Raw genomic sequence first — 19,780 nt, forward strand, 5'->3', positions numbered from 1 at the left:
TCGATGACGTCTGGACTGTTTATTCCTGAACTCGGCCATCTGGCCATGATTCTGGCGCTGTGTCTCGCGCTGGTTCAGGCCGTGGTGCCGTTGCTCGGTGCCTGGCGCGGTGACCGCTTGTGGATGAGCCTTGCTCAACCGGCCGCCTGGGGGCAATTCGCGTTTCTGCTGTTCTCCTTCGGTTGCCTGACTTACGCCTTCATGACCGACGATTTTTCCGTCGCCTACGTTGCCAGCAACTCCAACAGCGCCTTGCCGTGGTACTACAAGTTCAGCGCGGTGTGGGGCGCGCACGAAGGGTCGTTGCTGCTCTGGGCGTTGATCCTCGGTGGCTGGACCTTTGCGGTGTCGGTGTTTTCCCGACAGTTGCCGCAAGTGATGCTGGCTCGCGTGCTGGCGGTGATGGGCATGATCAGCACGGGTTTCCTGCTGTTCCTGATCCTCACCTCGAACCCTTTCGCCCGCATCCTGCCGCAGATTCCTGCGGACGGTCGTGATCTCAACCCACTGCTGCAAGACATCGGCCTGATCGTTCACCCGCCGATGCTGTACATGGGTTATGTCGGTTTCTCCGTAGCCTTCGCTTTCGCCATCGCTGCACTGCTGGGCGGTCGTCTTGATGCGGCGTGGGCTCGCTGGTCCCGTCCGTGGACCATCGTCGCCTGGGCCTTCCTCGGTATCGGTATCACCCTCGGTTCATGGTGGGCGTACTACGAACTCGGCTGGGGCGGCTGGTGGTTCTGGGACCCGGTAGAAAACGCCTCCTTCATGCCTTGGCTGGTGGGTACGGCGCTGATTCACTCGTTGGCGGTCACGGAAAAACGTGGCGTGTTCAAGAGCTGGACCGTATTGCTGGCCATCGCCGCGTTCTCGTTGAGCTTGCTGGGGACTTTCCTCGTACGTTCCGGCGTGCTGACCTCGGTTCACGCCTTTGCGTCCGACCCAGAACGCGGTGTGTTCATCCTGATCTTCCTGCTGTTTGTAGTCGGTGGTTCGCTGACGTTGTTCGCCCTGCGCGCTCCGGTGGTGAAGAGCCACGTTGGCTTCAACCTCTGGTCCCGGGAAACCCTGCTGCTGGGTAACAACCTGGTGCTGGTGGTGGCGGCCTCGATGATTCTGCTGGGCACGTTGTATCCGCTGATCCTCGATGCGATGACCGGCGCCAAGCTGTCGGTCGGCCCGCCGTACTTCAACGCACTGTTCATTCCGTTGATGGCCTTGCTGATGGTGGTGATGGCGGTCGGCATGCTGGTGCGCTGGAAAGACACCCCGGTCAAATGGCTGATGAGCATGCTGACCCCGGTGTTGCTCGGCAGCGCCGCGCTGGCCGTGATCGCCGGTGTCGCTTATGGCGATTTCAACTGGGCAGTGATTGCGACCTTCATGCTCGCTGCCTGGGTGTTGCTGGCCGGTGTGCGTGACATCTTCGACAAGACTCGCCACAAAGGCCTGATCAAAGGCCTGCCGACCCTGACCCGCAGTTATTGGGGCATGCAGGTCGCTCACCTCGGCATCGCCGTGTGTGCCCTTGGCGTCGTGCTGTCGAGCCAGAACAGTGCCGAGCGCGACCTGCGTCTGGCGCCGGGTGAGTCCATGGACCTGGGCGGTTACCACTTCGTGTTCGAAGGTGCCAAGCATTTCGAAGGCCCGAACTTCACCTCCGACAAGGGCACCGTTCGGGTGATCCGCGACGGCAAGGAAGTCAGCGTGCTGCACCCGGAAAAACGCCTCTACACCGTGCAGAACTCGGTGATGACCGAAGCCGGGATCGACGCCGGTTTCACCCGCGACCTCTACGTCGCACTCGGCGAACCGTTGGGCGATGGCGCCTGGGCCGTTCGCGTCCACGTCAAACCGTTCGTGCGCTGGATCTGGTTCGGTGGTCTGCTCACCGGTTTGGGCGGTTTGCTGGCGGCGTTGGATCGCCGTTACCGGGTCAAAGTGAACAGCCGTGTGCGTGAAGCACTGGGCATGACGGGAGCCACGGCATGAGACGTTGGTTGATGCTGTTGCCCTTGGCGATTTTCCTGGTGGTGGCTGTTTTCCTTTATCGCGGTCTGTTCCTGAACCCGGCCGAGCTGCCCTCGGCGATGATCAACAAGCCGTTCCCGGAGTTTTCCCTGCCGGCGGTGCAGGGCGACAAGACACTGACCAAGGCGGACATTCTGGGTAAACCGGCACTGGTCAACGTCTGGGGGACCTGGTGCATTTCCTGCCGGGTCGAGCACCCGGTGCTGAATAAACTGGCCGAGAAAGGCGTGGTGATCTACGGCATCAACTACAAGGACGTCAACGCTGACGCCTTGAAGTGGCTGGTGGAATTCCACAATCCGTACCAGCTGGACATTCGTGACGACGCCGGCACTTTGGGTTTGAACCTGGGTGTGTACGGCGCTCCGGAAACCTTCTTCATCGACGCCAAGGGCATCATCCGTGACAAGTTCGTTGGTGTGATCGACGAACAGGTCTGGCGCGAAAAACTGGCGGCCAAGTATCAGGCGCTGGTTGATGAGGCCAAGCCATGAAGCGCTGGATAGCCGCCGCGGTATTGGGTTTGAGCATGGCCGGCGTGGCGCACGCGGCCATCGACACCTACGAGTTCGCCAAAGAAGGTGATCGCGAACGTTTTCGCGAGCTGACCAAAGAGCTGCGTTGCCCCAAGTGCCAGAATCAGGACATTGCCGATTCCAACGCACCGATCGCCGCTGACCTGCGCAAAGAGATTTTTCGCATGCTCGGCGAGGGCAAGGACAACCAGCAGATCATCGACTTCATGGTCGACCGCTACGGTGATTTCGTCCGCTACAAACCCGCTCTGAACGCCAAGACTGCTTTGCTCTGGTTCGGCCCTGCCGGCCTGCTGCTGGGCGGTTTTGTGATCATCGCCGTGATCGTCCGCCGTCGTCGCGTGCAACGCGCTGACACCAAGGATGAGCTCTCTGCCGAGGAGCGTGAGCGCCTCGACCACCTGTTGGATAAAACCAAGAATGATTGATTTCTGGCTCGCTGCAGGTCTGCTACTTCTGGTTGCCCTGAGTTTTCTGCTGATTCCCGTTCTGCGTGGTCGTCGCGCCCAGCTTGAAGAGGATCGTACGGCCCTGAACGTCGCGCTGTATCAGGAACGCGTGGCTGAGTTGCAGACTCAGCAGGAAGAGGGCGTTCTCGACGCCACGCAAATGGACACCGGTCGCGCCGAAGCCGCCCGTGAATTGCTCGCCGACACTGAAGGCGCCGAGGCGCCACGTGTGTCCCGCCTGGGCAAACCGTGGCCCTTGCTGGCGGCGATTCTGGTGCCGGTGCTGGGCCTCGGCCTGTATCTGCATTTTGGGGCGAGCGACAAGGTCGAACTGACCCGTGAATTCTCCCAGGCGCCGCAGTCGATGGAAGAGATGACCCGTCGCCTGGAGCGTGCGGTCGCGGCTCAGCCGGATTCGGCTGAAGGCCTGTATTTCCTCGGTCGCACGTACATGGCTCAGGATCGCCCTGGCGATGCGGCGAAGATCTTCGAACGCACGGTGAACCTGGCCGGTCGTCAGCCGGAGCTGTTGGGTCAATGGGCGCAGGCTCAGTACTTCGCCGACGGCAAGAAGTGGTCGGACAAGGTTCAGGCCCTGACCGACGAAGCACTCAAAGCCGATCCGAAAGAAGTCACCAGCCTTGGCTTGCTCGGTATTGCTGCCTTTGAAAGCCAGCGTTATCAGGACGCCATCGATTACTGGAATCGCCTGCTGGTGCAACTGCCACCGGAGGACAGTTCCCGCGCCGCGCTGCAAGGTGGCATCACTCGGGCCACCGAGAAACTCGAAGCCAGCGGTGGCAAGGTCGCCCAGGCGCCCGCCGCCAAGGTGGCGGCACTGCTCAAGGTGCGAGTGGATCTGGCTCCAGAGCTCAAAGCCAAGGTCCAGCCGGGCGACAGCGTATTCATTTTCGCCCGCGCCACCGCAGGGCCTCCGGCACCCCTGGCCGCCAAACGCCTGACCGTTGCCGACTTGCCGGCGACTGTCGAGCTGGGCGACGCCGACGCAATGATGCCGCAGTTGAAACTGTCGAACTTCCCTGAAGTCCAACTGGTTGCGCGCATCTCCCGCGCCGGCAAACCCACTGCCGGCGAATGGATCGGTCGCAGCCAGCCTCTGGCCAGCAGCACCACTGCGCAGCAAACACTGACCATCGACAGCCCGGACAAATGACAGGAAACGCCACTATGACCGCCATCGCCCGTATCAGCCTGCTCAGTATGGTTTTGGGGTTAAGCGCTTGCGTGGTCCAACCGCAGCAGCCTGAACGGCTGCCACCGATCCCGCCGTCGCAGCCACGTCCGACGCCGTCCCCGACACCGGGCAAGCCGAGCATCCCGGCCAAGCCCGCCAAACCGCTGCCACGCACCTCCGCCAGCTTCGCGCCGCCGCCGGGTGGCAACAGCCATTGGGACGCCAAGCTCGGCGTGTACGTTCTCGATGATCAGACCAACACCTTCTACCGCCAGCGCACGTACTACCGCTGGGACAACGGCTGGAGCCGGTCGATCAGCCCGAACGGGCCATGGGAAGAGACAGACATCCATGGCGTGCCGGGCGGGTTGGGACGGCAATTCGGGGAGTAAACAGAAACGGCGATCTCAGGATCGCCGTTTTGTTTTTTGGAATCTGAAAAGATCGCAGGCTTCGCCAGCTCCTACAGGATCGTGTACGACAATGACCGACGGGTGTACTCGATAAAGGTAGGAGCTGGCGAGGCCTGCGATCTTTTGATCTTGATTGTGTAGCTCAGGGGCACAAGGCATAGAACACATGCGTCATATACAGCGGTAAAAGAGGATTGCCTCACTCGTATCCTGTCCTTAACGCTTGTGCCTGCTCGGCGAGAAGCGTCATTGCTTGCTCGCTGGCAGTGTCGCGCCGGTTTTTATAGTCCATCAAATCGGCGAAGCGCACACGTCGGTGCTTGCCTGTTTTGTGGTAGGACAACTCGCCGGATTCAAGCAGCTTGATCAGGTGCGGGCGTGAGACGTTAAGCAGGTCGGCGGCTTCCTGGGTGGTCAATTCGGCGTGAACCGGGACTACTTTGACAGCGTTGCCCGCGGCTAGCTCAGCCAGAATGTCGACCAGTAACCTGAGGGCTGAGGTGGGCAGTTCGACAGTGTGAGCTTCATTCTGCTCGTCGAAAATCTGGATGTGCTGAGTTTCGAATTGAGTGGCGAGGTAGGCAACCAGAGCGCGTTGGCCTTCGCTAGCAGCCTGAACTTCGCGCTCCATGGGTAGATTGATCGGTGGATGGATGACTGGCGACATGATGGTTTCCGACATTCTGAAAAAACAATGCTGGAAGGCTATTCGAATCAAACGAAAATCGCAATAAACGAAACGAGTAGGTTTCAGGCCTCCTTGGCCAACAACCCCTGCACATACTGCACAAACGCCCGAGCCTTCGCACTGGCCATTCTGCCCGTGGGAAACACCGCCCAAAGGTCCTGATTCGGCAACGTCCAATCCCTCATCACTTCCCTGACCGCGCCGTTGGCCAGTTCCGGGGCAAACATCCATTCGGACGCCATGGTCAGCCCTTGATGGGCAAGCACGGCTGCACGCAGACCTTCGGCGGCGTTGACGCGGATTCGCCCGCTGATGATGACGGACTGATCATCTGTCCCGTTGTGCAATTGCCAATTGGCATTACCGCCCAAGGTGTAGATGACCGCTTGGTGTTTGCTCAGATCGGCAGGGCAGGTGGGCTCGCCGTGTTTTTCGAAATAGGTGGGCGTGCCCAGCACCACGCGTCGACACTCGGCGATCTTGCGGGCGGTGAGGCTGGAGTCGCTCAAGGCGCCCATGCGCAAGGCGATGTCGACGCCTTCTTCCACCAGATTGACGTTGCGATCGTCCAGCATCAAATCGATGTTCAGGCCCGGGTTCTGATCGAGAAATGGCCCCAGGTGCGGAACGATGTGCAGCCGGCCGAAGGTCACGGCGGCGCAGATGCGCAGATTGCCGGTGAGGCCGCTGGCGGCACCGCGAGCGGCATTGTCGGCTTCGTCCGCTTCTTCGATGGCACGCTTGGACCGTTCGAAAAAGGCCAGGCCAGCTTCGGTGGGGGTCAGGCCTCGGGTCGAGCGCAACAGCAGCCTGACCGCGAGGCGCGCCTCCAACTGCGCGATGGCTTTCGAGACCGCGGGCTGGCCGATATTCAAGCGCCGGGCAGCGGCGGAAAACGAGCCGGTTTCCACCACGTAGACGAAGGTTTCCATTGCGCCGAGGCGGTCCATCCGAAGTCCTTGTGAAGATCAAATTGTGGGAGCGAGCCTGCTCGCGATGATGGCGGAACATCCAGCATTAATGTGACTGACAGTCCGCCATCGCGAGCAGGCTCGCTCCCACAGGGGAATTGATGTTGTTGGTTAGAACGCAGCTTTGCCGATTGAGGCGCCGCCATCGACAAACAAGGTTTGCCCGGTGATAAACCCGCTCTGCTCGGACAACAAAAACGCAATCGCCGCCGCGATTTCCTGCGGTTGCCCCAACCGCCCCATCGGCACACCGGCCAGATACCGCGCTTCACCCTCACTGCCCGGCGGATTGTTGGCGCGAAACAGTTCGGTTTCGGTCGGGCCCGGGGCCACGGCGTTTACCGTTACGCCGGTTTGCGCCAGTTCCAGCGCCCAGGATCGCGTGAAGCTGATCAACGCCGCTTTGGCCGCCGCGTAGGCGGTGCGTTGCGTGATACCCAGCACGGTCAGGCTGGAAATGTTCACCACCCGACCCCAGCCCTTGGCGCGCATGTTCGGCAGCAATGCCTGAGTGGCCTGCAACGCCGAATGCAGGTTGACCCGCATCACGTCGTCGAACGTGTCGAGGTCGATTTCCCCCAGCACCTGCGGGCGCACCAGACCGACGTTATTCACCAGCCCGTCGAACTCATAGGTCATGGCCAGATCCGCCAGCACTTCCTGAGTCAGTGCCCTGTCGCTCAGATCCAGCGGAAACAGGATGCCGGGAAAGCTCAGGTCGGGCGATCGGGCGATTCCGACCACCCGATGCCCCGCGCGATCCAGATGCTCGGCGACCGCACGGCCGATGCCTTTGCTGGCGCCGGTGATGAGAAAGGTACGTCGGGTCATTGCACACTCCTTGAAAAACATGCCGCGGCTCAGGCGGCATTTGATCGGTTCAGCCGCGAATCGCATCCAGCATCGCGTCAGGCTCAGGACGCTGAGTGTAATCCGGGTTGACCTCGGCGTAACGGATCAGGCTGAGCGAAAGTATTCATTCTTGGGAAGAATGCCGCGGCCCGCAATCACACTCTGTAAAACAACCGAGCGTCGCGTTTCGGATTTTTGTGCTTGAGTAAAGATAACTCTAGGGTTACTTTTGTTTGAGCCTGAGCAAGGAGGCTATTGGTGCAGAGCAGGCTATTGATCAAGGAGTTGGAGGAGGCTGGCTGGATGCTGGATCGGATTGCCGGCAGTCATCACCTCTTCAAACACCGATACAACCCGTACACGATTCCCGTCCCTCATCCGAAAAAGGATTTGCCGAACGGGACGGTCAAAAGCATCAGGAGGCGAGCCGGGCTGTATTGCCCGGGAGCCAGTTATGCAGGAGATCCATAATGCAATATCCAATCTGTATCGAGTGGGGCGACGAGAACACCGCCATCGGTATTCAGATCCCCGATATTCCAGGCGCCGTAACGGCCGGGGATACGTTTGAAGACGCCTACAACGCGGCGGTCGAGATTGCCCACATCATGCTTCAGGAGATTGCGGCTGACGGGGAGTCGATTCCCATGCCTACATCTGCTGCCGCCCACCGTGGGAATCCGGACTTTGCCGACATGGGCTGGGGAATGCTGGAGCTGGACATCGCGCCGTACATGGGCAAAACCGAGAAGGTCAATGTGACGCTGCCCGGTTATGTGATTCAGCGTATTGATCGTTATGTGCGTGAGCACAATGTCAAAAGCCGCTCTTCATTTCTGGCAGATGCGGCGATGGAGAAGTTGGTTCGGCACTGAGTGATTTCAGTCACACAGCAATCGCAGGCAACCTCGCTCCCGTAGGAGCGAGCGGTGCCGCGGTCCGACTTGCCCGCGATGCTTTTAAAGCTTCACGCCGTCGCCAACGAACGCTTCTCTGAAACACTCAAAAACCGAATCAACGCCAGCAGTGGAAACGCGCTACCCACAATCACGATCCACAACCAGCCGCCGTGTTCATACACCGCACTGGCCACCGAGGAGCCAAACGCCCCACCGATAAAAATGCTGGTCATGTACAGCGCATTCAGGCGGCTGCGGCTTTTGGCGTCGAGGGCGTAGACCGCGCGTTGGCCGAGGACCATGTTCATCTGCACGCAGAAGTCGAGCACCACGCCGGTGACGGCGAGGCCGATAACGCTGTAGACCGGATGAATGAACGCGGGCAGAAAACTCAGGCTGGCGAACAACAGGGCCAGCAGTGAAGCAACGCGGGTGTGGCCGGCATCGGCCAGTCGACCGGCAATGGGGGCGGCGATGGCGCCGATGGCCCCGACCAGGGCGAAGATCGCGATCTGGGTTTGCGACAAGCCATGATTGCGCGCCAGTTCCAGTGGCACGGCGGTCCAGAACAGGCTGAAGGTGGCGAACATGCACCCCTGGTAAAACGCGCGCTGACGCAACACCGGTTGTTGACGCAACAGGGTCCACAGCGAGCCCAACAACTGGCCATAAGAAGCGCTGTGATCAGGCTGGCGCTTGGGGATCGTCAGCGCCAACACCATGCTGATCGCCGCCATCAGCACCGCTGCAATCACAAACATCGCACGCCAGCCAAAATGGTCAGCCACCACGCTGGACACCGGTCGCGCCAACAGAATCCCCAACAGCAAACCGCCCATGATCCCGCCGACCACACGGCCACGAGACTCTTCCGGTGCCAAGTGCGCAGCCAGTGGAATCAGGATCTGCACCGACACCGAACTGAAACCCACCAGCAGCGATATCAGCAAAAACACGTTTGGCTGATCGGTGAACGCTGCACCCAACAGACTGGCAATCGCCACCACGGTGGTGATGATCATCAAGCGGCGGTTTTCCAGCAAATCACCCAGCGGCACCAGGAAAAACAAACCCAACGCATAACCGATCTGGGTCAGCGAAACGATCAGGCTGGCCATGGTGCTGGTCAGGCCGATGTCCGGCGCGATCAGGCCGATGATCGGTTGGGCGTAGTAAATGTTGGCAACGATGGCGCCGCAGCAGAAGGCAAACAGCAGCACCATGCCTCGGGTCATTGTTGCGGTGCCGTGGGGCACTGGGGTCGCTGGATTCATAACGGGTCTCGCTGAGCAAAGGAGAATGTGCGCAGGCTAAAGGGCTATCGGAATGGGCAGAAGAGGGTTTGGAGTGATAGCAATCATTCCGTTGCGGAATGAGTGACGGACGTTTGTGATGCCCATCGAGGAACCTGGCGTCAAAACATTGAGGTCCGATGATACATTCACTTACATCCTGTTCGATAGCGTGCTTATGTTCTCTCCTCACGTTTCATAACCGGAAGGCACTTCCATGAATGCGATGTTCCGTCACCTGATTCTCGGCGCTTCAATGGTTACCTTGATCGGCTTGTTCACGGCAGGTCTTGCCCAGGCTGCTGACCCACCGGGTATGCGCATCGGCGTTCGCGGCGAGATCACCGGGGTCAGCCCCGACGTGCTGAAAGTCCACGTCAACAGTGGTGAAAACGTGGTCATCAATCTGACCCAGGACACCAAAGTCCGCGCGGTCACCCTGGCCAATATCGAAGACATCAAACCCGGCAGCTACATCGGTTCGGCAGCCATACCGCAGGAGGACGGAACCCTCAAGGCACTGGAAGTCCATGTCTTTCCACCGGAACTGGCCGGCAGCGGCGATGGCCATCGGCCCTTCGACCTGGCCAAGGGCAGCAGCATGACCAATGGCAGCGTCGGCGATTTGGTCGTCAGCAATGGTCGGGTCTTGACCGTCAACTACAAGGGCGGCCAGCAGAAGATTCTGGTGCCGGAGGATGTGCCGATCGTGAACCTGGTGCCGGGGGATCGCAGCTTGCTGAAGGTGGGCGTGAAGATCGTGACGTTTGTGACCCAAAGTGCTGACGGGACACTCACCGCGCAATCGATCGCGGCCGGCAAGGATGGCGTGACACCGCCGATGTAACTGCTTGGCTCAAACCCTGTGGGAGCGAGCCTGCTCGCGATAGCGGCGTGTCAGGCAACAAATTTATCGAATGGATAAATGTCATCGCGAGCAGGCTCACTCCCACAGGGGATCTTCAGCGAACACGAGCCGCAAAAAAGGCGACCTTCTCAGGTCGCCTATTTCATTGGACTCAGGAATTACTGACCGCTGTAGATCTGATCAAAGATCCCGCCATCATTGAAGTGAGTCTTCTGCACTGTTCGCCAGTCACCAAAGGTCTTCTCTACCGACAGGAAATCCACTTTCGGGAAACGATCGGTGTACTTGGCCAGCACCGCTGGATCACGCGGACGCAGGTAGTTCGCCGCAGCGATCTCCTGACCTTCCGGCGACCACAGGTACTTCAAATATTCCTCGGCCGCCGCGCGGGTGCCTTTCTTGTCGACGGTTTTGTCGACCACCGACACGGGCGGCTCGGCTTCGGCGGAGACGCTTGGGTAAATGACTTCGAACTGATCACGACCAAATTCACGGGCAATCATTTCCGCTTCGTTTTCGAAGGTCACCAGCACATCACCAATCTGGTTGGTCATGAAGGTCGTCGTGGCGGCGCGGCCACCGGTGTCGAGCACCGGCGCTTGTTTGAACAGCTTGCCGACGAAGTCTTTGGCTTTGCTTTCGTCGCCACCGTTTTTCAGCACATAACCCCAGGCCGAGAGGTAGGTGTAGCGGCCGTTACCCGACGTTTTCGGGTTTGGCACGATCACCTGCACGCCGTCCTTGAGCAGGTCAGGCCAGTCTTTCAGGGCTTTCGGGTTGCCTTTGCGGACGATGAATACGGTGGCCGAGGTGAACGGCGCGCTGTTGTTCGGCAGGCGGGTAACCCAGTTGTCCGGAATCAGTTTGCCGTTGTCCGCCAGTGCGTTGATGTCGGTGGCCATGTTCATGGTGATGACGTCAGCCGGCAGGCCATCGATCACCGAACGCGCCTGTTTGCTTGAGCCGCCGAAGGACATCTGCAGGGTGATGTTTTCGTTGTGCTCGGCTTGCCAGTGTTTCTGGAAGGCAGTGTTGTAGTCCTTGTAGAAATCGCGCATCACATCGTAGGAAACGTTAAGCAGGGTCGGTGCGGCCTGCGCCATGCTGGTCAGTGCCAGGCCAGCGGCCAGAAGTGAGGCGCCAAAGAGTTTTTTCACTGCGCAGTCCTTGTTCGTAAAGTTTTTATTTAAAAGTGAGGCAATTTGCCAGCGACTATAACGGGGCTCGCATAGTCCTTTAAAGATTAAAAAGCACTTTGCTTATTCCATTTTCTTGAATAGCTGATTACCGCACCGTGAGCAGAATGCCGCTCCATGCTCGTGGTTGTTTTTCTTGCACACCGGGCAGTCATGTTGCAGTTGTTCGCCGCGCATCGCGTTGGCCAGTTCGGCAGTAAAAATCCCTGTCGGCACGGCGATGATCGAGTAACCGGTGATCATCACCAACGACGAAATCACCTGACCCAGCGGCGTCTTGGGCACGATGTCGCCGAAGCCCACAGTGGTCAGCGTGACGATAGCCCAATAGATGCCTTTGGGAATGCTGGTGAAGCCGTGCTCCGGGCCTTCGATCACGTACATCAAGGTGCCAAATACCGTCACCAGGGTGCAGACGCTGACCAGAAACACCACGATCTTCTGTTTGCTGCCACGCAATGCGGACATCAGATAGTTGGCTTGCTTGAGGTACGGACTGAGCTTGAGCACGCGGAAAATCCGCAGCATCCGAATGATCCGGATAATCAGCAGGTACTGCGCATCGGCGTAATACAGCGCAAGAATGCCGGGCACGATCGCCAGCAAATCCACCAGTCCATAGAAGCTGAACGCGTAGCGCAACGGCTTGGGCGAACAGTACAGTCGCAGGCCGTATTCGATGACGAAGATGACCGTGAAGCCCCACTCGATGTATGCCAGCAGGTCGGCGTAGTTCTGGTGAACCGCGTCGATGCTGTCGAGCATCACGATCACAATACTGGCGAGAATGATCAACAACAGGATGCCGTCGAAGCGCCGCCCAGCCACTGTGTCGCTCTGGAAAATCATGACGTAGAGGCGCTGGCGCCAGTCGTTGTTACTGTCCATTAGGTCTTGCCCAAGCCGAAAATCAGAGAAGCGTGGGTGATTGACGAGGATTGCGCAAGCGGGACTCCGGGTAGGCCATGTTCAGCCGGTTTTAGTTGTTCATGGCTTAAGAAATTGATGATCTCGTCGATATAGCGACTTCCCACAGAACAAGAACCTTTGTCTCGATGTGCTACCCGGATTTCAGGCGAGGGGTTTCAAAACCACACGGAAGCGATATGGATAGTAAGTTGTTCAAGAAAAGCCTGCTGGCAATGGTTATCAGCGCTTCGACCGCTCAGGCATTTGCCAGCGAGTACGACCTGGGTCAGGGTTTCAAGAACTGGACGGGTCAAACCCTTAGTGAAACCTTGACCCTGACCGGGCAACGGACCCGCCAGAGCAACACGGACAAAACGGGTGTCACGTTCTTTCAGAACACTGTCGCGGGCTCACTCATTAACCGGGGCGACTTCACGTTCGACGCTCAAGGCGCGACGGTGACCGGGATCGGACTGGATGTCAGTTTCCGCAACACCAGCGGCAGCAACATTCAGGGTGACTTCATCAATGCCGGCAAGCTTTCTCTTTCCAACGTGAATTTCGCTGAGGGAATCGAGATCGCCAATACCACTATCACCGGCAATGTCATCAACGCCGGGACTGTCTCCATCACCCAGGCATCGGGAGCCAATATCTATGGCGAGCCTGAGGGTATCTACCTCCATGGGACCACTATTGGCGGCGATCTGATCAACAGTGGTGTTGTCGATGTGCAGGGTAAATCTGCTGTGGGGCTGATTCTGGATTCCCATGGCGTGCTTCCCGTGAGCATCGCCGGCAGGCTGCTCAACTCAGGGACGATTCGTGCCACGGGTCAGAACGCCTCCGCTTTTCACGTCGAGACCCAAACCAGCGCGTTGAGGATCGAGAACAGCGGCTCGATCATGAGCGTTGGCAAGAACTCCGAGGCTATCGTTTTTTTCGATGGTTCAGTCGATTATTTGCTTAACACCGGGACTATTGAGGCATCGGGTGAAGACGCCGTTGGCATCAAGCTCGGCGGGGCCACTTTCACGCAGAATGCTGTGCCTGGCGCTCGGGGCATTATCAACGCCGGCAATATCACTGCGGACGGTGTTGCGATCCGGGTCGATGCGGACCAGACATCAGCGTTCGAGATCAACCAGCAAGGTGGCGAAATTCGCAGCAATCATGTGGCGGCCATCGATGGCGCAGGGTTGGCGCAACTGAACTGGACCGGCGGTGCGATCAAGGGCGATCTGCTCAACCTCAATGGGGTGAATGTCGCGGGTCAGGCCAATTACACCGGTAGCAAAATCGGCAGCACGGTTTCTGTGACGTCGGGCTCTCTGAATCTGCAAAATCAGGGGGTCGTGATCACTGGCGACTTGAACGTCGGTGCCAACAGTGGCATCGATATGTTGCTTTCGGATCGCGTCACACCCGCCACGCCTTATTTGACGGTGGACGGCAAGGCCACCTTTGCCAAGTCCTCCAACGTGACATTGAATGCCAAACCAGGTGATTTCACGCCGACCGCTGCCGGCACTCAATACACACTGGTCAAGGCCAGTAGCCTGCAGAACAACGGGTTGAGCGTCAGCAGTTCGTCTTCGTTGTTGAATGTCGCCAGCTATACAACCGATGCCCAGACGGTTAACGCGCTGGTCACACTGAAAAGTGACCGTCAGGTGGATGAAGAGCAGGGGAGCATCGGTACTTCCAGCAGCACCCGCAAGATTCTCAATCGCTTCAAGAATGGCCCGCTGGGACAATTGAACAGTGATGATGCGGTCTTCAAAGCCTTTGCCAACGCCTCCTCCCAAGAGGAACTGGCAAAGCTCGGTGAGCAACTGGCTCCGGACGTCAGCGGTGGGGCGGTCAATGCGGCAGTGTCGGGTCAGGCGATGATGAATGGCGCGATCAGCAACCGCGTTTCCGGTCTGCGCTCGGGGCTCTCATCAGGGGATTCGCTGGCAGAGACCGGCGTATGGATTCAGGGGTTGAGCAGCAACCAGGATCAGGACAGTCGTGATGCGGTCGCCGGTTATTCGGCCAACAGCAGCGGTGTTGCTGTCGGGGCGGATGGCAAGTTGAATACTAATACCACCGTGGGTCTGGCCTATTCGTATCTGAACACTAACGTCACTTCCGATACTGGAAATAAAACCGATGTACAGGGCAGCGCATTGACGCTGTACGGTAGCTGGGATCTGCGCAACTGGTTTGTCGATGGCAGCCTCAGTTACGGGCGCAATGACAATGACAGCAAACGTTACATCGCCGACAGCGTGGCCAAAGGCAGCTACAACAGTGACGCGTGGGCTCTGAGCGCCTTGGGCGGTTATACCTTCAAGCTCTCTGACCAACTGATTGTCGAACCCCGTGTCGCCGCACGTTACACCAATATTCAGCTGGACAGCTTTAATGAGCATGGCTCTTCGGCCGCCCTGCACTCCAATGCCCAGCGCTTCGAAATCGGCGAGCTGGGCGCCGGGTTGCGAATGGCCGCCGACGTGCCATTGCTCAATGGCACCCTTACCCCTGAAGCGAGTGTGATGGCTTACCATGACTTCATCGGTGACCGGATCAATCAGACCTCCAGTTTCACCTTGGGGGGCTCGCCTTTCATTGTCTCGGGAGCCAGTCCGGTACGTGATAGTTATGAAGGTCGCATAGGGGTGAAGTATCAAATTGATGCTCTAACCCTGGGGACCCATTACAGCTATCAAGCGAAGACCGGTTTTAACGCCGACACCTTTACCCTTGAAGCGCGCTACGCTTTTTGATCGACTGGATTGCAACGGTTCGCGCGGGTGGGCCGTTGCGTCTGATCAACAGGTTAAAACCATGTTTAAAGCACTGGCCGCCATCGGCTTCGCGCTCCTCGGGCTCAGCGGGTGCGCGGGTAAAGTCGATTTGCAGGCGCTAAGCCACAGTTCTTCGCTTACTCCTGGAACGCTCGATAGTTCACCTTACACACTCATGGCCTTGCTCCCGCCACCAGGGAGCTATAAGCATCTGCGTGTTTACATTGAAGGCGATGGTCGGGCGTGGGCGACACGATCTCAACCGAGTATCGATCCGACCCCTCGCGTGTCCTTGATGGCGAGATTGGCCGCTGGAGATCGAGGGCCCAGTGCCTATCTGGCGCGCCCTTGTCAGTTCGTGACATCACCAGGCTGCAACCCTGATGTGTGGACTTCCGGTCGTTTCAACTCATCAGTCATACAGACCATGAGCGCGGCCCTTGATCGTCTGAAAAGCCGCTTTGCCGTGGAGCAGTTCGAACTGGTCGGATACTCGGGTGGCGCGGCGATTGCCTTGATCCTTGCGGGTTCTCGTAACGACGTCACTCAGGTGCAAACGATTGCCGGCAATCTCGACCCGGTAAAGTGGGCGGAGCTGATGCAGCTCGCGCCATTCTCGAAGCCGGTGACACCTCTGGAGTTTCGCGACAAGTTGCGGGCGCTCCCGCAACGTCATTTCATCGGTTTGAATGACAAGGTCGTGCCGCCTCAAATGCTCCGGGTCTATGCCTCGCAGCTTCAGGGCAAATGCCTGGAAGTCATCGAAACCCTCGCCACCCACGATCAGGGATACGATGAAAGTTGGGGCGCGCGGTCGGATCTGCCATTGGCTTGCGAGACTGATCCATTGCGCTGAATGCAGATTCAGCCCTATCAGGCGCCACCCTTGGTTTGGCGCTCAATAGCACAAGGCGCACGGTCGACAGCGGTCTGGCGTAGCACTCGATTACCGGCACGGATCAGCCAGCCGGAGAGGATGAACGGCGCGGTCAGCGTTGGCAGACCGATGGTGGCAAACACCGGCGTCAGCAACAGCGCTGATGCAATACCGGCCAGCGGCAGCCAAGGCTTCTGGCGCTGCGAGCTGAGGGCGAGGGCGGCGAGGACGGCGTTATAGCCACCGAGGCCGATCAATGCGGTATAGAAGTCGTGATGCAGCATGCTCCAGCCCATGCCCGCGACAGACGCCAACAATGCCCAGCAGAATGCGCGGCGATCAGCGATCAGCAAACCCACGGCAATCATCGCACCGGCCAGCGGATGACCGAGGAACATCACCTGGCCGAGGCCTTTGAGTGGTGCGGCGAGCATGTTCAGCGTATTGATTTCGATCAAGTGCGCATCGGTCGAGGGCGTGGCGAAGCACAGCAGCAACCAGCCCAGCCCCACGAAGGGCGCCGTATAGGCAGGCAGGTAGTGGCTGACCCGGACGCGCTTGAGCCATTGTTGAGTGAACATCGCGCTCAGGCCGCCAGCGGCGATGATCAGCGGCGGTAACAGCGCTGACCAGGGGAAGTAGAGGCTCAGCAGCAAACCGAGCAGAACACCGTTGTAACTGAAGAGTCCGGCCTGTCGATCGGCCTTGGCATAGCCGCGTCGTTGCGCGGTGAGCAACCCGGCGACACCGCCCAGCAGTGCACCGCCGAGCAGGGCGGGCGCGGTGAACAGAATGGCCAACAGGCACAGCAGACCGCACAGCGGATGGCGCTGGAGAAAGATCTGACTGAAACCGTTGAGCAGGGCAGTGGCCCAGTCGGGGCAGTGGGTGTTGAAGTGATTGGCAGGCATGATGAGGTCTGTAGTGTGTCTGGGGCACCGAGTCGCCCCATTCGCGAGCAAGCCCGCTCCCACATTTAATCTGTGATAGACACAAAACTAATGTGGGAGCGGGCTTGCTCGCGAAGAGGCCGGTACAGGCGCTAAATCAATGTTTCGATACGCAGTGAGTTAGTCGACCCCGGCTGCCCAAACGGCACACCCGCGGTGATCAATAAGGTGTCGCCACGCTTGGCCATGCCCTGCGCCTGGGCAATCTCCAGCGCCGTCGAGCACACCTCATCCACCTGCCGCAGCCGATCATTGACCACCGAGTGCACGCCCCACGCCACCGTCAACCGGCGAGCGGTTTGCAGGTTCGGCGTCAGGTTGAGGATCGGCACCGTTGGCCGCTCCCGCGCCGCACGCAAACTCGAGGTGCCGGATTCGCTGTAATTCACCAGGACCGCCACCGGCAGCACATTGCTGATGCGACGAATCGCGCAGCTGATCGCATCGGAAACAGTCGCCTCAGCCTTGGGTCGGCTGACGTCCAGTTGCGCCTGATAATCCGGACCATTTTCCACCTGACGAATGATCTTGCTCATCATCTGCACGGCTTCCAGCGGGTACTCACCGGACGCGGTTTCCGCCGACAGCATCACCGCATCCGCACCTTCGGCCACGGCGTTGGCAACATCGGTCACCTCGGCACGGGTCGGGGCTGGGGAGAAGCGCATCGACTCAAGCATCTGCGTCGCCACCACCACGGGTTTGCCGAGCTGACGGCAGATGGTGATGATGTTTTTCTGAATCTGCGGCACGCTTTCGGCCGGCACTTCCACGCCGAGGTCACCGCGAGCGACCATGATCGCGTCGCTCAACTCAGCGATCTCGCGCAGTTGCGTCACGGCCGAAGGCTTCTCGATCTTGGCCATCAAAAACGCTTTGTCGCCGATCAGTTCGCGCGCCTCGCGGATATCTTCCGGGCGCTGCACAAACGACAGCGCGACCCAGTCCACACCCAGCTCCAGACCAAAGCTCAAATCGCGACGGTCCTTGGCGGTCAGCGGGCTCAGTTCCAGCACCGCTTGCGGTACGTTCACGCCTTTGCGGTCCGAGAGTTCGCCGCCATTGAGCACGGTGGTGTCGATGGCGTCGGCGTACTTTGTCACCACGCGAAGTCGCAGCTTGCCGTCATCCAGCAGCAGGTCCATGCCCGGCTCGAGTGCGGCGATGATTTCCGGGTGAGGCAGGTTGACCCGGCGCTCATCCCCCGGCGTCGGGTCAAGATCCAGACGCAGCGCCTGACCGCGATGCAGTTGCACCTTGCCCTCGGCGAACTTGCCGACCCGCAGTTTCGGGCCTTGCAGGTCCATCAGAATGCCCAGCGGATAATTCAGCTGGCGCTCGACTTCACGAATCCACTGATAGCGCTGAGCGTGGTCGGCGTGATCGCCGTGGCTGAAGTTCAGGCGAAAGATATTGACCCCGGCCTGCACCAGTTCACGGATGTCGTCGATCCCGTGAGTGGCAGGACCGAGGGTGGCGAGGATTTTAACCTTCTTGTCAGGCGTCATTTTTAGGGCTCTCGAGAATCAGGATGGCACGGAAGTCGTTGACGTTGGTGCGGGTCGGCTCGGTGACGATCAGCGCGTCCAGCGCCTCGAAATAGCCGTAGCCATTGTTGTTGTCCAACTCGTCGCTGGCACTCAGGCCGAGGTCGGCGGCGCGGGCGTAGCTGTCCGGGGTCATGATTGCGCCGGCATTGTCTTCGGAACCGTCGATGCCATCGGTGTCGCCGGCCAGCGCGTAGACGCCGGGCAGGCCTTTGAGGCTGTCGGTCAGGCTCAGCAGGAATTCGGCGTTGCGTCCGCCACGGCCATTGCCGCGTACGGTGACCGTGGTTTCACCGCCCGAGAGGATCACGCAGGGCGCCGCCAATGGCTGACCGTGCAGCACGACCTGACGGGCGATGCCGGCGTGAACCTTGGCCACTTCGCGGGATTCGCCTTCCAGGTCGCCGAGGATCAGCGGGCTGAAACCGGCCTGGCGTGCTTTCACCGCAGCGGCTTCAAGCGACTGTTGTGGGCGAGCGATCAGCTGGAAGTGACTGCGCGCCAGGCTCGGGTCGCCGGGTTTGACCGTCTCTGATTCCGGGTTCTGCAGCCAGTTGCGCACCGAGGCCGGGACTTCAATGGCGTAACGCTTGAGGATCGCCAGGGCTTCGGCGGAAGTGCTCGGGTCGGCCACGGTGGGGCCGGAGGCGATGACCGTGGCGAGGTCGCCCGGTACATCGGAAATCGCATAGGTATAAACAGTGGCAGGCCAGCAGGCTTTGCCGAGACGACCGCCCTTGATCGCCGAGAGGTGCTTGCGCACGCAATTCATCTCGCCGATGGTGGCGCCGGATTTGAGCAGGGCTTTGTTGATCGATTGCTTGTCGGCCAGGGTGATGCCGGCCGCGGGCAACGCCAGCAGAGCAGAGCCGCCGCCCGAGAGCAGGAAGATCACACGGTCGTCTTCGGTCAGGTTGCTGACCAGTTCCAGTACGCGTTTGGCCACGGCCAGACCGGCAGCATCAGGCACCGGGTGAGCGGCTTCGACCACTTCGATTTTTTCACACGGGGCGCCGTGACCGTAACGCGTCACCACTAAACCGGATACTTCACCCTGCCAGCAACGCTCCACCACTTGAGCCATGGCCGCGGCGGCTTTGCCGGCGCCGATGACGATCACCCGACCGCTGCGGTCTTTGGGCAAATGGGCTTCGAGGACTTGCTGCGGATGGGCCGCGTCGATGGCTGTGGCAAACAGCTCGCGCAGGAATTGTTGCGGATTGACCGACATGGCGGGCTCCCGGATTTCTTGTTATTTGGAGGGCGACTCGGTTCCCTGTGGGAGCGGGCTTGCTCGCGAAAGCGGTGTATCAGG

The 19,780-nt window shown here is 59.5% G+C and carries 19 protein-coding genes; 10 read left to right on the plus strand and 9 right to left on the minus strand.

Features of this window, described 5'->3' with window-relative positions:
- Positions 1–3: 3 nt before the first annotated feature.
- From KW848_RS08025 to KW848_RS08045, 5 genes are read left to right on the plus strand one after another with little or no spacing between them, the layout of a single operon-like run.
- Positions 4–1,992 (plus strand): heme lyase CcmF/NrfE family subunit, encoded by a 1,989-nt coding sequence (locus KW848_RS08025; protein WP_218536504.1) that lies wholly within the window; start codon positions 4–6, stop codon positions 1,990–1,992.
- Positions 1,989–2,525, plus strand: a complete 537-nt coding sequence (locus tag KW848_RS08030; RefSeq protein WP_192406821.1) for a DsbE family thiol:disulfide interchange protein — start codon at positions 1,989–1,991, stop codon at positions 2,523–2,525. The genes KW848_RS08025 and KW848_RS08030 overlap by 4 nt, the downstream gene beginning before the upstream one ends.
- Complete coding sequence (locus KW848_RS08035; protein ID WP_129442231.1) at positions 2,522–2,995, plus strand: cytochrome c-type biogenesis protein; 474 nt, start codon at positions 2,522–2,524, stop codon at positions 2,993–2,995. The genes KW848_RS08030 and KW848_RS08035 overlap by 4 nt, the downstream gene beginning before the upstream one ends.
- A complete protein-coding gene (gene ccmI / locus KW848_RS08040) occupies positions 2,988–4,190 on the plus strand; it encodes a c-type cytochrome biogenesis protein CcmI (protein ID WP_218536505.1) in 1,203 nt (400 codons plus the stop codon). Before KW848_RS08035 ends, ccmI begins: the two co-directional genes overlap by 8 nt.
- 14 nt (positions 4,191–4,204) lie before the next feature.
- Positions 4,205–4,603 carry a hypothetical protein gene (locus tag KW848_RS08045; protein ID WP_218536506.1) on the plus strand — a complete coding sequence of 133 codons (399 nt, stop codon included), beginning with the start codon at positions 4,205–4,207 and terminating at the stop codon, positions 4,601–4,603.
- A 220-nt stretch (positions 4,604–4,823) separates the two neighbouring features.
- Here the strand turns inward: KW848_RS08045 and KW848_RS08050 are convergent, their stop codons facing one another.
- The 3 genes from KW848_RS08050 to KW848_RS08060 all read right to left on the minus strand — a co-directional run bounded on the left by KW848_RS08050 (position 4,824) and on the right by KW848_RS08060 (position 7,114).
- A complete protein-coding gene (locus KW848_RS08050) occupies positions 4,824–5,291 on the minus strand; it encodes a helix-turn-helix domain-containing protein (RefSeq protein WP_218536507.1) in 468 nt (155 codons plus the stop codon).
- Between the two features lie 83 nt (positions 5,292–5,374).
- Positions 5,375–6,262 (minus strand): LysR family transcriptional regulator, encoded by an 888-nt coding sequence (locus KW848_RS08055; protein ID WP_218536508.1) that lies wholly within the window; start codon positions 6,260–6,262, stop codon positions 5,375–5,377.
- A gap of 132 nt (positions 6,263–6,394) precedes the next feature.
- Positions 6,395–7,114: an SDR family oxidoreductase gene (locus KW848_RS08060; RefSeq protein ID WP_192406830.1), complete on the minus strand. Its 720-nt coding sequence runs from the start codon at positions 7,112–7,114 to the stop codon at positions 6,395–6,397.
- A 279-nt stretch (positions 7,115–7,393) separates the two neighbouring features.
- Between KW848_RS08060 and KW848_RS08065 the strand changes: the two genes are divergently transcribed.
- Positions 7,394–7,606 carry a type II toxin-antitoxin system HicA family toxin gene (locus KW848_RS08065; RefSeq protein WP_218536509.1) on the plus strand — a complete coding sequence of 71 codons (213 nt, stop codon included), beginning with the start codon at positions 7,394–7,396 and terminating at the stop codon, positions 7,604–7,606.
- Positions 7,606–8,010, plus strand: a complete 405-nt coding sequence (locus KW848_RS08070; RefSeq protein ID WP_056742059.1) for a type II toxin-antitoxin system HicB family antitoxin — start codon at positions 7,606–7,608, stop codon at positions 8,008–8,010. Before KW848_RS08065 ends, KW848_RS08070 begins: the two co-directional genes overlap by 1 nt.
- A gap of 92 nt (positions 8,011–8,102) precedes the next feature.
- Here the strand turns inward: KW848_RS08070 and KW848_RS08075 are convergent, their stop codons facing one another.
- Positions 8,103–9,308: an MFS transporter gene (locus KW848_RS08075; RefSeq protein WP_192406832.1), complete on the minus strand. Its 1,206-nt coding sequence runs from the start codon at positions 9,306–9,308 to the stop codon at positions 8,103–8,105.
- A gap of 235 nt (positions 9,309–9,543) precedes the next feature.
- Between KW848_RS08075 and KW848_RS08080 the strand changes: the two genes are divergently transcribed.
- Positions 9,544–10,173, plus strand: coding sequence for a hypothetical protein (locus tag KW848_RS08080; RefSeq protein WP_218536510.1), 630 nt, complete (start codon positions 9,544–9,546; stop codon positions 10,171–10,173).
- Between the two features lie 179 nt (positions 10,174–10,352).
- On the opposite strand, the gene KW848_RS08085 is transcribed toward KW848_RS08080, so the two are convergent.
- Together KW848_RS08085 and KW848_RS08090 are read right to left on the minus strand one after the other, a co-directional pair.
- Entirely contained in the window at positions 10,353–11,351 is a 999-nt protein-coding gene (locus KW848_RS08085; RefSeq protein ID WP_218536511.1) for a sulfate ABC transporter substrate-binding protein, read from the minus strand.
- A gap of 102 nt (positions 11,352–11,453) precedes the next feature.
- Positions 11,454–12,278 carry an ion transporter gene (locus tag KW848_RS08090; protein ID WP_218536512.1) on the minus strand — a complete coding sequence of 275 codons (825 nt, stop codon included), beginning with the start codon at positions 12,276–12,278 and terminating at the stop codon, positions 11,454–11,456.
- Between the two features lie 218 nt (positions 12,279–12,496).
- Here KW848_RS08090 and KW848_RS08095 point away from each other — a divergent pair, with 218 nt between their 5' ends.
- Both KW848_RS08095 and KW848_RS08100 read left to right on the plus strand, forming a co-directional pair.
- A complete protein-coding gene (locus tag KW848_RS08095; RefSeq protein ID WP_218536513.1) occupies positions 12,497–15,070 on the plus strand; it encodes an autotransporter domain-containing protein in 2,574 nt (857 codons plus the stop codon).
- A 61-nt stretch (positions 15,071–15,131) separates the two neighbouring features.
- The gene (locus tag KW848_RS08100; RefSeq protein ID WP_218536514.1) at positions 15,132–15,947 is read left to right on the plus strand and encodes an alpha/beta fold hydrolase; all 816 of its coding nucleotides are present in this window, start codon (positions 15,132–15,134) and stop codon (positions 15,945–15,947) included.
- Between the two features lie 17 nt (positions 15,948–15,964).
- On the opposite strand, the gene KW848_RS08105 is transcribed toward KW848_RS08100, so the two are convergent.
- The 3 genes from KW848_RS08105 to KW848_RS08115 all read right to left on the minus strand — a co-directional run bounded on the left by KW848_RS08105 (position 15,965) and on the right by KW848_RS08115 (position 19,696).
- A complete protein-coding gene (locus KW848_RS08105; RefSeq protein WP_218536515.1) occupies positions 15,965–16,879 on the minus strand; it encodes an urea transporter in 915 nt (304 codons plus the stop codon).
- A 131-nt stretch (positions 16,880–17,010) separates the two neighbouring features.
- Entirely contained in the window at positions 17,011–18,426 is a 1,416-nt protein-coding gene (pyk, locus tag KW848_RS08110) for a pyruvate kinase (RefSeq protein ID WP_111451911.1), read from the minus strand.
- Positions 18,416–19,696 carry a glycerate kinase gene (locus KW848_RS08115; RefSeq protein ID WP_218536516.1) on the minus strand — a complete coding sequence of 427 codons (1,281 nt, stop codon included), beginning with the start codon at positions 19,694–19,696 and terminating at the stop codon, positions 18,416–18,418. The genes pyk and KW848_RS08115 overlap by 11 nt, the downstream gene beginning before the upstream one ends.
- Positions 19,697–19,780: the final 84 nt, after the last annotated feature.

The organism is Pseudomonas sp. PDM25 (assembly GCF_019219045.1).
In the GTDB taxonomy this organism is placed as follows: domain Bacteria; phylum Pseudomonadota; class Gammaproteobacteria; order Pseudomonadales; family Pseudomonadaceae; genus Aquipseudomonas.